This window comes from Lacrimispora sphenoides, from assembly GCF_900105215.1.
In the GTDB taxonomy this organism is placed as follows: domain Bacteria; phylum Bacillota; class Clostridia; order Lachnospirales; family Lachnospiraceae; genus Lacrimispora; species Lacrimispora sphenoides_A.
In genome coordinates this window covers 727,767-741,996 of record NZ_FOIP01000002.1, presented here as the reverse complement: position 1 = coordinate 741,996, position 14,230 = coordinate 727,767, and the positions used below count along the sequence as shown (strand labels likewise).

At 42.3% G+C, this 14,230-nt stretch carries 15 protein-coding genes; 7 read left to right on the top strand and 8 right to left on the bottom strand.

All coding sequences use genetic code 11. The annotated features are described in order from the left end of the window. Positions 1 to 61: 61 nt before the first annotated feature. From BMW45_RS20220 to BMW45_RS20205, 4 genes are all read left to right on the top strand, one after another. Positions 62 to 391, top strand: a complete 330-nt coding sequence (locus BMW45_RS20220) for a winged helix-turn-helix domain-containing protein (RefSeq protein ID WP_092248212.1) — start codon at positions 62 to 64, stop codon at positions 389 to 391. A gap of 72 nt (positions 392 to 463) precedes the next feature. Continuing rightward, entirely contained in the window at positions 464 to 1,051 is a 588-nt protein-coding gene (locus BMW45_RS20215) for a DUF2238 domain-containing protein (protein ID WP_092248209.1), read from the top strand. Positions 1,052 to 1,170: 119 nt separating this feature from the next. After that, complete coding sequence (locus BMW45_RS20210; RefSeq protein WP_025232395.1) at positions 1,171 to 1,356, top strand: alpha/beta-type small acid-soluble spore protein; 186 nt, start codon at positions 1,171 to 1,173, stop codon at positions 1,354 to 1,356. A gap of 17 nt (positions 1,357 to 1,373) precedes the next feature. Next, entirely contained in the window at positions 1,374 to 1,562 is a 189-nt protein-coding gene (locus tag BMW45_RS20205) for a hypothetical protein (RefSeq protein ID WP_025232394.1), read from the top strand. Positions 1,563 to 1,681: 119 nt separating this feature from the next. Here the strand turns inward: BMW45_RS20205 and BMW45_RS20200 are convergent, their stop codons facing one another. From BMW45_RS20200 to BMW45_RS20180, 5 genes are all read right to left on the bottom strand, one after another. Continuing rightward, on the bottom strand, positions 1,682 to 3,481 hold the full coding sequence (locus BMW45_RS20200; protein WP_092251137.1) for a glycoside hydrolase family 2 protein: 1,800 nt from the start codon (positions 3,479 to 3,481) through the stop codon (positions 1,682 to 1,684). Between the two features lie 32 nt (positions 3,482 to 3,513). Further along, positions 3,514 to 4,344 carry a carbohydrate ABC transporter permease gene (locus tag BMW45_RS20195; RefSeq protein WP_092248206.1) on the bottom strand — a complete coding sequence of 277 codons (831 nt, stop codon included), beginning with the start codon at positions 4,342 to 4,344 and terminating at the stop codon, positions 3,514 to 3,516. After that, entirely contained in the window at positions 4,334 to 5,233 is a 900-nt protein-coding gene (locus BMW45_RS20190) for a carbohydrate ABC transporter permease (protein ID WP_242883179.1), read from the bottom strand. Before BMW45_RS20190 ends, BMW45_RS20195 begins: the two co-directional genes overlap by 11 nt. Before the next feature lie 75 nt (positions 5,234 to 5,308). Beyond that, positions 5,309 to 6,724 (bottom strand): extracellular solute-binding protein, encoded by a 1,416-nt coding sequence (locus tag BMW45_RS20185; protein WP_092248200.1) that lies wholly within the window; start codon positions 6,722 to 6,724, stop codon positions 5,309 to 5,311. A gap of 346 nt (positions 6,725 to 7,070) precedes the next feature. Next, a complete protein-coding gene (locus BMW45_RS20180) occupies positions 7,071 to 7,991 on the bottom strand; it encodes an ArsR/SmtB family transcription factor (protein WP_092248197.1) in 921 nt (306 codons plus the stop codon). 342 nt (positions 7,992 to 8,333) lie between these two features. Between BMW45_RS20180 and BMW45_RS20175 the strand changes: the two genes are divergently transcribed. The 3 genes from BMW45_RS20175 to BMW45_RS20165 all read left to right on the top strand — a co-directional run bounded on the left by BMW45_RS20175 (position 8,334) and on the right by BMW45_RS20165 (position 11,472). Next, positions 8,334 to 9,695 (top strand): APC family permease, encoded by a 1,362-nt coding sequence (locus BMW45_RS20175; protein ID WP_092248194.1) that lies wholly within the window; start codon positions 8,334 to 8,336, stop codon positions 9,693 to 9,695. Between the two features lie 143 nt (positions 9,696 to 9,838). Then, on the top strand, positions 9,839 to 10,495 hold the full coding sequence (locus BMW45_RS20170) for a GNAT family N-acetyltransferase (protein WP_092248191.1): 657 nt from the start codon (positions 9,839 to 9,841) through the stop codon (positions 10,493 to 10,495). A gap of 95 nt (positions 10,496 to 10,590) precedes the next feature. Further along, the gene (locus BMW45_RS20165; protein WP_092248188.1) at positions 10,591 to 11,472 is read left to right on the top strand and encodes an EFR1 family ferrodoxin; all 882 of its coding nucleotides are present in this window, start codon (positions 10,591 to 10,593) and stop codon (positions 11,470 to 11,472) included. 70 nt (positions 11,473 to 11,542) lie between these two features. Here the strand turns inward: BMW45_RS20165 and BMW45_RS20160 are convergent, their stop codons facing one another. The 3 genes from BMW45_RS20160 to BMW45_RS20150 form a co-directional block, all read right to left on the bottom strand. Then, entirely contained in the window at positions 11,543 to 11,761 is a 219-nt protein-coding gene (locus BMW45_RS20160; protein ID WP_025232385.1) for a hypothetical protein, read from the bottom strand. 119 nt (positions 11,762 to 11,880) lie between these two features. Beyond that, a complete protein-coding gene (locus BMW45_RS20155) occupies positions 11,881 to 12,585 on the bottom strand; it encodes a response regulator (protein ID WP_025232382.1) in 705 nt (234 codons plus the stop codon). A gap of 65 nt (positions 12,586 to 12,650) precedes the next feature. Beyond that, entirely contained in the window at positions 12,651 to 14,144 is a 1,494-nt protein-coding gene (locus BMW45_RS20150) for a sensor histidine kinase (protein WP_092248185.1), read from the bottom strand. Between the last annotated feature and the right edge of the window lie 86 nt (positions 14,145 to 14,230).

The following is a 14,230-nucleotide window of genomic DNA, read 5'->3' as shown; positions in this document are numbered from 1 at the left end:
ATTCATAATCCACTTGCCACAAATCCAAAATCTCTGTATAGTAAATCTGAGGTGATAAATCATGCGCGTAGTTACAAGAATAAGAATCGGTAAAGATAAAATTTTTATTGGCAAAGGCGTAAAAGAAATGTTAGATGCCATTGAGCTGTATAAATCCATAAAAAAAGCAACAGAACAAACAGGAATTTCCTATCCAAAAGCCATTCGAATGATTCGGACTCTGGAAGAAGAACTGGGATTTCCTGTTGTTATTTCTGAAAAGGGCGGAAATGAACGGGGAGGAACACGTTTAACCGAAAAAGGCAAAGAAGTTCTTGAAACGTATCGAAGGATTGAGAAAGCCGTGGAAGAATATGCGGAAAATCTGGTTGAACAGGAATTCCGTTTTTAATAGAAGGGCTTAATATTACCAAAACGTATAATTTTTCAGCCGCTGCGCATACTCAACTCGTGAGGTGATCATATGAAACTTTTGAGTCTCTTCGAGATTATTTTTCGGTGCGCTTTATTTGCGTTGGCAGTTTATCATGTTTTCAAACGGGAATATAAGTTAATGAAATCCGTTATCTTAGTATTTGCATTGTCCTTCTTACCGGAACTTTTAAATGCAGTATTTAAAATAAGAATTGACGGCTTCAGCATCTTCGTGTATTTTACCATCATATTCATGGCACTATACCTGGGGAGCTCATATCATTTTTATGATAAATATAAATGGTGGGACCGGGCAATCCATTTCCTGTCCGGCGTTGGGTTTGCTGGCTTTGGAATTGCATTTGCCGGTACAGGCTCCGGCATTATGAAATTGGTGATCCTGTTGTTTGGTTTTACTTTTTCCGTAACACTTCATGTAATTTGGGAAGTGCTTGAATATATAAGCGACTGTATCACTCATGGGAATGCGCAGCGCTGGCAAAAGTTCCATACTTCGAATAACCATGTATCTGAAAAAGCACTTCAGCCTGCCGGACTTGTGGATACGATGAATGATGCAATCTGCTGCATAACCGGAGCCGGCCTTTCCATTCTTGTCTGGTGGTTTTTTATTTAATTTTTTTCTGTACCTCCCTTTCAAGCAGTGTCTGCCGGGAAGGGAGGTTATATTATGCTTCTGAATATTTTTTCTAAAAAGCCTCATAATACTTATAAAACGAATTGAGGTGATTCTATATGCCAAACAGAAATGTAATTCCGGAAGCAAGGGAGGCTCTTGACCGGTTTAAGTATGAAATCGCCGAAGAAACCGGCTTCCCTATAAAAAGTAATGATTATAGCAAAATGACATCTTATCAATATGGTTATATGGTTAAAAAGATGATTGAAGAGCAGGAAAAACAGATAATGGAAAGATCTTAGTGCAAAGAGGTTTAAAGATGGGAAATTATACAAGCGGTGCAGAATTGCCGGTAGGCCTTGGTTTGGCGCTGGAAGAATATAAAGCAATGGATTATTTTTTCTCCTTACCCACCCAGGCGCAGCAGCAAATCATCGATCATACTCAAACGGTACAGTCCAGAGAAGAAATGCTTTCTTATGTACAGTCTATCGTAGCATCAAAATAAAAGAAACAAATCTCCAATAAAAAAACAGTCACTCTTGTAAAAGGGCAAATGCCCTTACAGGAGTGACTGTTTTTTATAAATATCAATGATAAATAATAGACTCTGACAAGAGGCGTATACTACCGGAGTTCATCTCTCCAAAATGCCACTCTCTTCTCATTAATTTCCTTTATCTTCTCAGGATCCACTTTAAAGTTTCTCCTGATATCCATTAATCCATTGACTTCCTGCTGCACATCCGTAACCTGGGTGTAGCAATAGCCGCATACATACGGGATCTCCTTAATGGCAGTCGTAATACTCTCAAACCTATTTAAAAACTCCTCTTTTGTATTAACCTTATTCCCATACCCCCAGCCCTCTTTGTCGCTGTCAAACGCGATGCCGCCAAACTCACTGATCATCACCGGCTGGCCCTTGTAAGAAAAGCCATTGGCAAAAGCTGATTTAGATGTGGAGTGGTAAACCTCTGCCGCCAAAATCTCATCCTTATATTCTGTATAACGCTTTTTGAGCACCTCCCCCTTCTCCTCGTAGTCATGCAGGGTGATGATATCGGAAACCGTATGCTCCCAGCCATCATTTACAATTACCGGACGGTTTTTGTCAATGCTTTTCGACAGGTGATAAATCCCTTCGGTAAAATGCTGCTCACTCCTGTTCGTCTCGACCCGGGGAATCCCCCAGGATTCATTTAACGGAGTCCATGTAATAATAGAAGGATGATTATAATTCTGTTTAACAATATCAAGCCATTCCCTCGTAAACAGTTCCACTGCGCGGTCGGAATAAACATAAGCGGCAGGCGCCTCACTCCAGACCAGCATCCCCTTAACGTCACACCAGTAGAGAAACCTTTCATCCTCTATCTTCTGATGCTTCCTCAAACCGTTGTACCCCAGGGCATGAATTTTATCAATATCTTCGATCAGTGCTTCCTCATCCGGCGGTGTTAAATGGGTTTCTTCCCAATACCCCTGATCAAGTATCAGTCTCTGATATAATGGTGCCCCGTTTAAAAGAATGTTTGGACCATCGATCCGGATCTCACGCATTCCAAAATAGGACCCAACCTCGTCACACACCTCTCCATCATAAAGGGTACGGAAGCAGATATCATAAAGCCGGGGCTCCGCCGGGGTCCATGTACATATCCCCCATGGGTTATTTGCCTCGGCTGCTTCCAGGTCAATGAAAGCCTTTGTGGGATTTTTCCCTATGCCGGTCAGCGTCTTTATCACAAACCTGCCACCAAAACTGACAGCTGCCTCTACCTCCAGCCTTCTCCCATCAAGGGGATTTGGACAGTCCACGGTATATTCCAGCTCTAGCCCGCCTGACTGTAAATTGGGCGTCATTTTTACCGAGTTTAAGCTGATGTCCGGTACATACTCCATCCATACAGTTTTCCAGATTCCTGTCGTCTGCACATACCAGCAGCCAAAATTTTCAGAAATCCAACGCTGCTTTCCCCTTGGCTGCTGGGGATCCATATGATCCTCGGCTTTTACGACTACAAGGTTCTCTCCATCCTTTACAAGGTTTGTGATATCAAAGGAAAAACGGGAATATCCGCCTTCATGCATACCGGCCAATTGCCCATTGATCCATACCTTCGTCAGGAAGTCGCTTCCCTCGAAATGTAGAAACAGCTTATTACCCGATAATTTTTCTTTCTCCGCCTGGAATCTGCGGCCATACCACACATAATGGTGTACCCCTTCGTCATGGATATTACTTTTCTTTGTTTCATAAGTAAAGGGTACGCATATCTCTTTTTCCGTATGGAAACCCTCATACCAGCACTTAACTTCTCCTGTATTGTCATCATCAAAATCGAAGTCCCAAACACCGTTTAAATTGATCCAGTCCCTACGGACAAACTGTGGTCTTGGATAGTCTTTCTGATAGCATAGCATGTAATAATTCTCCTTTCCTCTTTCCAGCCTGTTCATCCCTTAACGCCGGACATCGTGATTCCCTGCACGATCTGTTTTTCAAATATAAGATAAATGATGATGGCAGGGATGGATGCGATCATATTAGCCGTCATCGGTTTCACATAATCCACGGTATAGGTTCCGGCAAAAATGGGAATACCCACAGGCAATGTAAATTTACTGCTGTCCATGGCGCAGAGAAGAGGCCACAGATAATTATTCCAGCTTCCGATAAATGCGAAAATGCTGATGGTAGAAATCACTGCCTTTGATAAGGGCATGATGATCCGGGCAAAAATCATAATTTCTCCAGCTCCGTCGATCCTTGCGGCTTCGATGAGGGAATCCGGAAGGCCCTTAAAAAACGTCACCATGATAATCAGATTCATGGATACCGCCACGGACGGAAAAAGCAATCCTGCGTATGTATCAATCAGCTTTAATCCATTGGCAGTAATAAACAGCGGCACAATAGTCGCTTCCCCCGGTACCATGAGTCCTAACAAAAAGTAAATATACAGCTTATTTCTCCCCATAAACTTAATTTTTGCCAGAGCATAGGCTGCCATGGCGGAAAACAGGACTGTTAAAACTGTAACAAGCACAGCAACGATCACAGAATTCAACAACCACTTGGCAACATCGGAACCGATGATCAGATCCAGATAATTCCGAAATGTATAAGGGGGCGTAAACCAGCTGCCCACGCTTATGATCTGCTTTCCCTCATACTGCAGGGATACGAAAAAGGCCCAGATCACAGGTGCCAGAAAAATGACGGCCAGTCCTGCGGATAAAAGAGTCAACGCAATGCTCCCTGCTTTTACTTTCTTACGCTTCATCTTCCTTTTCCCCCTTCCTCTGAACCGCCTTCTGAATAAGCGTACATACGATCAGAATGGCAAACAGCACATAGGACATGGCCGCAGCATAGCCCATATTGTTCTTCGTAAATCCTGTCTCATAAATATATTGAATCAAGGGTTTTGTACTTCCTGCCGGCCCTCCTGCCGTGATTAACTGGATCTGGCCGAACACCTTGAAGCTGGCGATGATCTGCAGCATGACGATTAAGTAAGTGGTTGGCTTTAATAAGGGCAGAACAACGGAAAACAACTGCTGCCATTTCGCCGCTCCATCGATTTCAGCTGCCTCGTAAATCTCCGGTGAAATATCCTGCAGAGCCGATAAATATAATAGCATGGAAAATCCCACGGTCCACCATACGGTCATCATCGTTACTACCGCCCATGCATGATTTGTGTCAATAAGCCACTGGATTTCCGATCCGGGACCTAAAATTCCGGTCAGATGCAGAACTCCGTTTACAAAACCCATATAGGGTGCAAACATATATTTTGCAATAAAGGACGCAACAGAAACGGATATAATACTTGGAAGATAATATGCGACCCTTAACCCCCGCCTGATTTTCACCGGCCTGTTGGCAAACAGCGCCAGTATCAAAGCCATAACCACCAGAAAAGGTACGGAAAGGATGACAAAGATAATCGTATGTTCCAGTGCGTCAACAAACTTCTGATCCGATAAAAATTTAGTATAATTATCTAGTCCTACAAATTTTACCTTGCCCATTAAGGACCACTTATGCAGGCTCACATACAGCCCCTGAATCACCGGCCATATGGTAAAAACCGTATATAAGACCAAAAAAGGCAGGCACAATCCCAGGCCTGTAGCCATATCTCTTATTTTTCTGCTTCTGCTCAAATTACTGTCCTCCCTAACCATGCAATCCTTTTTACAAAGAGGGGAGAACGATTCCCCCCTCTGTTTCATTAAAAGTTACGGAAGGTTTGACTCAAGCTCATCATATAGGGCATCAATTCCGGAGGCAGCATCTCCCTTTCCGGTCCAGATGGTATCCAGGCTGTCGATCATCCCTTTCTTCATTCCGTTGAAGGTAGATACCTTTGCCGGAAGGACTGCCTTCTCCACCTCAGACATGTAGCTGCTTCTGTATGGAAGTGCCTTATAGGCGTCACTTGCAAGAACCTCCTTGCATGCCGGAATCTGGCCGGAGCCTGCCCAGGTCACGCCGCCTTTCATGGATGCTGCTACCATGAATTCTACCGCTGCTTTGCTGTCGGCTTCATTCCTTGAATTCTTTGTAGGAAGAATGAAGGTATGGGAATCAGCCCAGCAGTTATCGGTATCAAAAAGCTTGGGGAATGCCATGGGGACAAAGCTTAAGTTATCCGTCTGCTCAAAAGCACCTACTGCCCAGGTTCCGCCGATGCAGATTCCCGCTTTTCCGGTCTGGAAGAATTTCTGGTGGTCATCAATGCCTTCAGCAACGTAACCCTTGTCATACAGTCCCTTTACAAATTCCGCCGCTTTTACTGCCTTATCCTTATCAAGGGTAACTTTCTTGCCGTCATCGCTGACGATAGGGGTTCCTCCCATCTGGAAATAGGTTGCCCACCACAGACGGTACGGATCGTCTCCGTTATTGGTAATAGCAATGGTTGTGCCATCTTCCGGGATCACAGCCTTGATCTTATCACAAACGGCATAAAAGTCATCCGCGCTCTTAATATCAACGCTTCCTGCCGCATTCAAGGTCACGCCGGCCTTTTCCAATATCTCTTTGTTGAAATACATGATCTCTGCATGGGTGTCCAAAGGTACCGCATAGACTTCTCCGTCAAAAGTCACGGCATCAATGGAGGCCTGTGAATAATTCTGGCTTAAATCGATCCCCAGCTCGTCTAGATAGGAAGTGATCGGCTGTACCACACCGTCTTCCACCAGCTGAGGAAGAGAAGATGCGTGGGAAATGCCGATATCCGGCCCTTTTCCGGCAGCAACAGCTGTCTGGAGCTTTGTATAATAATCCGCCCATACCAGCATGATGGACTGTACCTGTTTCGTCGGGTTTGTGCCGTTGTACTCCTCAATCATCTTGGTCATAAAACCGCCGTCACCGCCGCTGAACAGAGACCACATGACCAGCTTGTTGGCATCCACTGCCACCTGCTCCGGATTGTTAACCGTTCCGTCGTCATTAACATTCTTTGTTTCTTCCGCAGCTGCTGCCGACGTTTCTCCACCGGAAGTTTCCTTGCTCTCCTGGGCCCCCTGTGCCCCCTGGGTACCCGCAGTTGTCTGCGTTGATGCGCTGCTTCCGCATCCTGACATTGCCGCCATAACCAGTGCCGCTGCGCCTAATGCAGCCATCCATTTTTTGCCCTTTCTCATAATTACCTCCTTGTCTTGTTTAGTTGCCTCGCAAACCATAAAACAGTCTGTCGTATTTTGTCCAATAAAAGCTTGGCTAACAACAGTATTACTGTTTCAATAAATCAACAATACACCTTTTCGTTGTGTTAGTCAATATATTATACTCTATTTTATTTTATATTTTGTATATTTTATCTATTTACAACAGTATTACTGTTTTATTATTTATTTCTATCATTTAGAAAAATAGAATCCCTGTTATAACACATCGTTTTCTTCTCCCATGCGTAAGGCAGCAAAAAAACAACCGCCCGGAAAATATGCATATTTTCCAAACAGTTGTCTTATCTATCCCCATATATCATCAATATTCGATTTCCATAATAATATCCTGGGCATAATCGCCGAAGGTCTTACCAAAAAGATTAAAGCCGCCCTCATATTTTGCATCCTTACGATTCCCGATGGTCATGCTGATAAAGGCGTTCTCCGACAGCCCGATGTCATTGATTCTGACTTTGGAGGCCCGCTCTCCATTGATATAGCTTCCGTCTCCCTTAATCTCCCATTTTACCAAAAGACCGTATTGGGTAGAACCATTAGGCCATAGGGAGGGAGTAAGTCTCCCTCTTCTGGATCCGAAATCCCCCGGACAGCACCAGGTGGCACATTCCACACCGTTTATCCACATAGTAATGTCGGACTTCCAGTCCTCCGCATACCCAGGCGCTTCCGAGCATATCTCCATGGAAAAGGACAGCCGTACAGGCCGTTTTCCTGAAGGAAGCTGATTGGGGAACCGGTATTCCACATGGCCTTTGGAGGTCCACAAAAGACCGGCCTCCATCCGTTCCGGCAGATAAAAGCTGTATACCTTATCCTCCATTCCCACCACTCCAGAAGGAGTATATAAGCCGCAGGTAGGAGAAATACTGCAGTCCACAAATGCGCCCACCGGCATATCGACGCTTAACACCTCATTGATCTGGCTGCTTCTGGGCAGAAAGCAAAGATTGGCATAATCCTGTTTCCGGCTGCATACCTTCATGGTTCCATGGCTCCCCGGCTGTTCTTCCATGCGGATCAAATCCGCCGCCTCAAGAAGTTTCAGATGGAAAGCAGCACTGGACTGGGGAAGTTCAAGAGCTTCCGCGATCTGGCTGATTGAATAATTGTCCTGGTATAACAGCTTTATGATCTCCAGCCGGACAGGTGACGAGATCGCCTTACCAAACTCACAGATCTCTTTGATATTTTCCAGAGTATACTCCTTTATTTTTGCCATGACCCTCTCTCCTTTTACTCTTTTTTGCGCCTCAGGCGCGCAAAGACTTTCCCCATATTTGATATTTATCATACATTACTTCCGGTAACACTGTCAATCCCGGCCATTCTTTTGTGCCTATATTTTCCTTTATTGGAAAATTATTATCTTAACGAAAAATAAACTTTAAATAGAAAAAATATTGCTGTTTTATATTAAATTTTATGATAAAATAAAAAAAGTTTCCTCATTAATAAATAGGGCCGTAATGTTATCAAATCTGGTTGTATGGCATTTATTTTCTTTGATGATGAAAGAATAATAAAAAAAGGAATCCTATGGAATGATAGGACTGGTTAAACTATGGAACCGAAATTAGAAAAGAAATATGGCCTTTTTACAGCCATTGCAATGGTTGTAGGCATCGTCATCGGAAGCGGTGTATTTTTTAAGGCGGAAAAGATCCTTACGGCAACCGGCGGTAATTTAAAGGAGGGCATCCTGGCGTGGGTGATCGGAGGTATCATAATGATTTCCTGTGCTTACACGTTTTCTGTCATGGCTACCAAATATCAGTTTATCAATGGTGTGGTAGATTACGCAGAAGCAACAATGGGGAAAACGTATGCTTATTATGTCGGCTGGTTTATGGCAGCGATTTATTATCCCACAATTACCTCTGTACTTGCATGGGTCTCCGCCCGATATACCTGCGTAATCTTTGGCTTTTCCATTACAGGCGGAGAATGTATGACCATAGCCTGCCTTTATCTGGTTTCAAGCTTTACAATGAATGCTTTATCTCCTGTACTGGCAGGAAAATTCCAGGTAAGCACTACGGTTATCAAACTGATTCCCCTATTCTTAATGGCAGTTGTCGGAACGTTTGCAGGACTTCGAAGCGGTATGACCATGTATAATTTCACCCACTACGTATCCCAAAGCACTACCAACGGGTTGTTTACGGCTGTTGTCGCAGCAAGCTTTGCCTACGAAGGCTGGATTATTGCAACCTGCATTAACGCAGAATTAAAAAATGCAAAGAAAAATCTTCCTTTGGCTTTGATTGCAGGTACTTTTATTACTATGTCTGTTTACATCCTGTATTATATCGGTTTGGCAGGAACGATTAAAAATGAGGTGATGATGGCTGGTGGCGAAACCGGTGCCAAACTGGCATTCCAAACAGTTTTCACCTCGGCAGGCGGTTCCCTTTTATTTGTATTCGTCATCATATCATGCCTGGGGACTTTAAACGGGCTGATGCTTGGCTGCACACGTGGAATTTATTCTATCGCTGCAAGAGGCCTTGGTCCTAAGCCCAGAGTGTTCAGCCAGGTGGATCCGGCGACTAATATGCCTGTTAATTCCGCAATTATGGGGTTATTTCTTTGCAGCCTCTGGTTATTTTATTTTTATGGGGCAAACTTAACCGACAACTGGTTTGGGTTCTTCAGCTTTGATTCTTCAGAATTACCCATTATTACAATTTACGCCCTGTACATTCCTATTTTTATTATGTTCATGAAAAAAGGGAAAGAGCTTAATTTTTTCAACAGGTTCCTTATGCCCTGCATATCCCTTGCAGGTTGTATATTTATGATTGCTGCCGCCTGGTTTGCCCACGGAATTGCTGCAATCGCATATCTGGTTGTGTTTTTTGTTATTATGGCATTTGGCGCTGTGCTTTTGCATAGTACGAAACAGCCAGCGAACGAGATTTAACAAAATATAAAAATAATACTACTAACCTGGCGGCCGCTTTTTGTAAAGAAAAGCGGCTTGCTGTTTATAATATTCCTTTACAAATTTGCTTTGCAGATATACAATATATCGAAATATGATATGAATGTTTGGAGGGAAAAATCATGCAAAGGGAGAATATTCGGTTACGAAGAGAAAAAGCATCCGATTACCGGACCGTTGAAGAATTGACACGGGAAGCGTTCTGGAATCATTATGTACCGGGCTGTAATGAGCACTATTTGGTGCATATGATGCGGGAATCAGAATCATTTATAAAAGAACTGGACATCGTCGCCACTGAAAATGAAAAGCTTGTCGGAAACATCATGTATACAAAGGCAAATATACAGTGTGATAACGGGGAGATATATCCGGTTACCAGCTTTGGTCCAATTTCAGTTTTTCCTGAGCTTCAAGGGCAGGGAATCGGAACCTTACTCATCGAACACACCAAAAAGCTTGCAAGGAATTTGGGCCACAAGGCAATTTTAATTTATGGTGACCCCTCCTATTACAGTAGATTTGGTTTTGTTCCGGCTGAAACATACAAAATTGGTACTTCTGACAATATGTATGCCGCTCCATTACTGGCTTTTGAACTGACTGAGGGGGCATTGTCCGATTGCTCCGGCCGTTTCTTCGAGGACCCGATATTTGATATTGACGAAGCAAAAGCAAAAGAATTTGACAAAAGTTTTCCATACAAAGAACTACAAGATTCTTCCCCATCGCAGGAACGATTTCTTCAGCTGGTTAAAATGCGGACACCAAGATTATGAGCATTTTTAAGCAGTAAGTTCTCCTGGTACACTGTAATTCTACTTAATTACCAATAATAATGTATATACATGATTTCATATCAAAGGAGACTTTTATGAAAGATAGAAAGCGTAAAGTTAAGACTGTTACTTTAGCATATTTCTCTGGAACAGGAGGCACAAAAGCCATTGTATCCTGCTTTGAAACCCAGTTTATAAAATCGGGAATACATGTAAATGTAATTGATATATCTTGCTGCAATACATATCATGAGGAAAAAGCACCGGATCTTCTGATCATCTTCTCTCCTGTATACGCCTTCAGGCTGGCTTCTATCGTGGAACACTGGATAAAGAATCTGCCCAAAGCACAGAATATGCCTGCCGCAGTTATCTCAGTTTCCGGCGGGGGTGAAATCTCACCCAATACCGCCTGCCGCGTTCACGGTAAGCGTTTGCTGGCAAAAAAGGGATATCATATAATCTATGAAAAAATGTTTGTTATGCCGTCTAATTATGCTTCTCAGGCGGATTACCAGTTAAATCTCCAATTGCTTAATGTCATTCCGCTAAAAGTAACCCAGGCCATCACAGAGATTTTATCAGGTAAAATACACCTTACAAAGACCCGGGTTCTTGATTATTTTTTTGCATTTATAGGCAAAGCAGAGCACTTTGGTGCAAAAATCTTCGGCTTATCTATCCATGCCTCAAAAGAATGTACCCAATGTGGTCTATGTGCAAAAAAATGTCCAGCTAATAACATTAAGATCCAGAACGGCGTCCCAAAGTTTGGATCTAATTGCATGTGGTGTTTGAAATGCATCTATGATTGTCCCCATCAGGCCCTTTCACCGGGAGTTTTTAAGTCCTCGGTTTTAAAAGACGGCTATAACTTAACAGAAATGAGTGAGAAGGCGAAAACACAATTAGACCCAGAATATCAGCCCTCTGGAAGTATACTCTGGCAGGGAGTTATCGATTACTTAAAAAATTAGCTTTCTGAAAACATACAATAAGCGGGGTGCCGCTTCATAGCTGGTTCACAGCTGCGAAGCGGCACCCTCTTTATGAATCACCGTCATGCTTATTTCCCGTTTTGTAATCGTCTCTAGCCCAGTTTGGAGCATTGACCGGACCGGCCTTGTCATTTCCATTTTTCGCAGCACCCTGGATTTCCGGCACATGGGCCTGCTCATTTTTTGGTCGATGCATTTTCTCATGATTCTCCGTTCCATGATTGTTTGAATCATAAGGACTCGGTCTTCTCATACCTGCTTTTGCCATAATGATACCTCCTATCTGTCGATAGTTTTTGTATTTCCCCGGAAACTATGCAGATTAAATCATGAAATGACAGGCAATTACTTTTTTAACTTCTTATGTTCCTTTACAAACTCTTTCGACTATCCTATATCTTCTAACAATCTGTATCCAACTCCCATTTCTGTAATGATGTATTGAGGATTCGCCGTATCTTTTTCAATTTTCCTTCTCAGGTTTGCAACATTTACCCGAAGGGCTTTGCTTTTGTTCACATAAGGCCCCCAAAGTTCACGGCAAAGAAATTCATGTGTCAATACAGTGCCTGCATTCAAAGAGAGAAGAACGATAATCCGATATTCAATAGGGGTTAAATGTACCGCTTCTCCGGCTACCGTAACGATTCTCTTATCATAATCAATATATAAATCCGCCGATTGAAATGGCTGATTTAAAATGCTGTTCTTTATTTTCGATATATGCCCTCTTCGTAGAGCAGTTCCGATTCTTGCCACAAGAATTGCATTGTTGAAAGGTTTTGTAATATAGTCATCTGCACCGCTGTCAAGAGCAGATACAATGCACTTCTCATCATTCCTTGCCGAAATAATTATCACAGGAACCATACTCCAGCTTCTGATCGACTTAAGTACTTCCATGCCATCCATATCCGGCAGTCCCAAATCCAACAAAATTAAATCTGGGCAATGGGATGATGCAAAGGAAATGGCTTCTTGCCCATTGACGGCTTTCAATACCCTATAGCCTTGTAATTCCAATTTTACAGAAATAAATTCGATGATTGCGTCTTCATCCTCTACTATCATAATAACGTGTTTATTTTCCATAGCAACACCTTTCTATAAACTGCATTCTTTGAGCCGCAGGCGCAAACAATCTTTAAAAATCATTACTATTCATCAAACGGTAACGTAAACGCAAATTGTGCTCCGCCTTCCGGCCGATTATTTGCTTGTATTTCTCCTCCATGGGCTCCGATTATGGTTTTACAAATGGAGAGCCCGATTCCCAAATTTCGTCTTGAATCTTTATATGGGTTCTCCTGCGTAATCGTAAAGTTAAATAGCATAGGAAGAATCTTTGGATCTATTCCCGGACCTGTATCTGTTATGATAAAACGCACAAAATCACCCTCTTCTTTTACCTCTAACGTCACATCCGATCTCCGGCCCCCTGCATGTCTTTGTGTATTTTCCAGAATATTAGTAAGGACTTGAGAGATCAGCATAATATCCATGGGAAGTAAAATCACATTATCAGGCTGATTAATCGTAATTTTAGTATTAGGAAAGCGCTTGTGAAAAGTTAAGACGGCCCCTTCTATCACCTCTTCAACGATTTCTTCGGATTTATCAATCACCATATCATTATTCTGAATTTTTGTAATGGACAATATGTTTTCAATCATGTTTAAAAGCCATTGGGAATCATTTTGTATCCCTTCTACCAGTTTGGCCCGTACTTCATAAGGAACTTTATCCCCCTCTTCCAGTAAAGTAGAGCTGGCACCTATAATACCGGTAAGCGGGGTTCTTAAATCGTGAGATATACTCCTTAAAAAGCTGTTCTTTACTTTTTCCGTTTCCATCATTACCTTAGTTTCCTGCTGCTCTGACATAAGCCGGTACATTCTAAGTGCCTGAGCCGTTTGCTCCGCAATTAATTCCAGAAACATCTTTTGCTTCTTGTTCAAATCCTTCTCACTAAAAGAAAAAGCAAATACTCCATAAGTAATGTTCTGAGTCATGATAGGCAAAAAATAGCCATAGTCTTTATCCTCCACAGCCTCCTGCTTATCCGAAGCAAGCCTTACGAAGTTGAATACTTCCTCTCTCTTAAAAAATTCAATCCCAACATCTTCTTCTTCATATAAGAAGTAAGGAGTCAGCTTTCCATTAGGTTTGATATCTTCAAAAAAAGCTACAGAATGCATTAACTCATCCTTTAAGTAATCCATCGAGTACCTTATAATCGTATCAAGATCCCTTGTAGAAAGAAGCTTCCGGTTAATACTGTATAGCAGTTCAGCATGCTGACACTTCTGCCTTGCCTGTTCCGCCTGTTTCTTAATGCTGGTTGTAATAATGCTGCTTGTTAAAACAACTAGCAGCAGTACAATAAGAGTTACCGGAAAGTTCACAGTAAAACTAAAACCAAATCTTGGAGAAGTTATGAGAAAATCATAAGTAAATACCCCTATAACTGCTGATGATACTCCATAAATATATCCTTCTGTAACAGCTGTAATAATAAATATTGCCATAGCCATAACAATATTTATATTCTGATATCCAAAATTATTACGGTAAAGAACTTCGCAGATAAGTAATGTACCGCAAAGAATGCAGAAAGAGAAAATAATATTTTTAGCCCTTTTCTTATTCACTTCAAGTCACCCTACACTTTTTCATATGTTATTAAAAAATCTTTTCCTGCCTCATTTGGCAGTGCTCGTTGCTTATATGACTAGTA

Coding starts and splice junctions, on each gene's coding strand:
- BMW45_RS20220 (WP_092248212.1), top strand. CDS start 62: ATGCGCGTAGTTACAAGAATAAGAATCGGTAAAGATAAAATTTTTATT.
- BMW45_RS20215 (WP_092248209.1), top strand. CDS start 464: ATGAAACTTTTGAGTCTCTTCGAGATTATTTTTCGGTGCGCTTTATTT.
- BMW45_RS20210 (WP_025232395.1), top strand. CDS start 1,171: ATGCCAAACAGAAATGTAATTCCGGAAGCAAGGGAGGCTCTTGACCGG.
- BMW45_RS20205 (WP_025232394.1), top strand. CDS start 1,374: ATGGGAAATTATACAAGCGGTGCAGAATTGCCGGTAGGCCTTGGTTTG.
- BMW45_RS20200 (WP_092251137.1), bottom strand. CDS start 3,481: ATGCTATGCTATCAGAAAGACTATCCAAGACCACAGTTTGTCCGTAGG.
- BMW45_RS20195 (WP_092248206.1), bottom strand. CDS start 4,344: ATGAAGCGTAAGAAAGTAAAAGCAGGGAGCATTGCGTTGACTCTTTTA.
- BMW45_RS20185 (WP_092248200.1), bottom strand. CDS start 6,724: ATGAGAAAGGGCAAAAAATGGATGGCTGCATTAGGCGCAGCGGCACTG.
- BMW45_RS20180 (WP_092248197.1), bottom strand. CDS start 7,991: ATGGCAAAAATAAAGGAGTATACTCTGGAAAATATCAAAGAGATCTGT.
- BMW45_RS20175 (WP_092248194.1), top strand. CDS start 8,334: ATGGAACCGAAATTAGAAAAGAAATATGGCCTTTTTACAGCCATTGCA.
- BMW45_RS20170 (WP_092248191.1), top strand. CDS start 9,839: ATGCAAAGGGAGAATATTCGGTTACGAAGAGAAAAAGCATCCGATTAC.
- BMW45_RS20165 (WP_092248188.1), top strand. CDS start 10,591: ATGAAAGATAGAAAGCGTAAAGTTAAGACTGTTACTTTAGCATATTTC.
- BMW45_RS20160 (WP_025232385.1), bottom strand. CDS start 11,761: ATGGCAAAAGCAGGTATGAGAAGACCGAGTCCTTATGATTCAAACAAT.
- BMW45_RS20155 (WP_025232382.1), bottom strand. CDS start 12,585: ATGGAAAATAAACACGTTATTATGATAGTAGAGGATGAAGACGCAATC.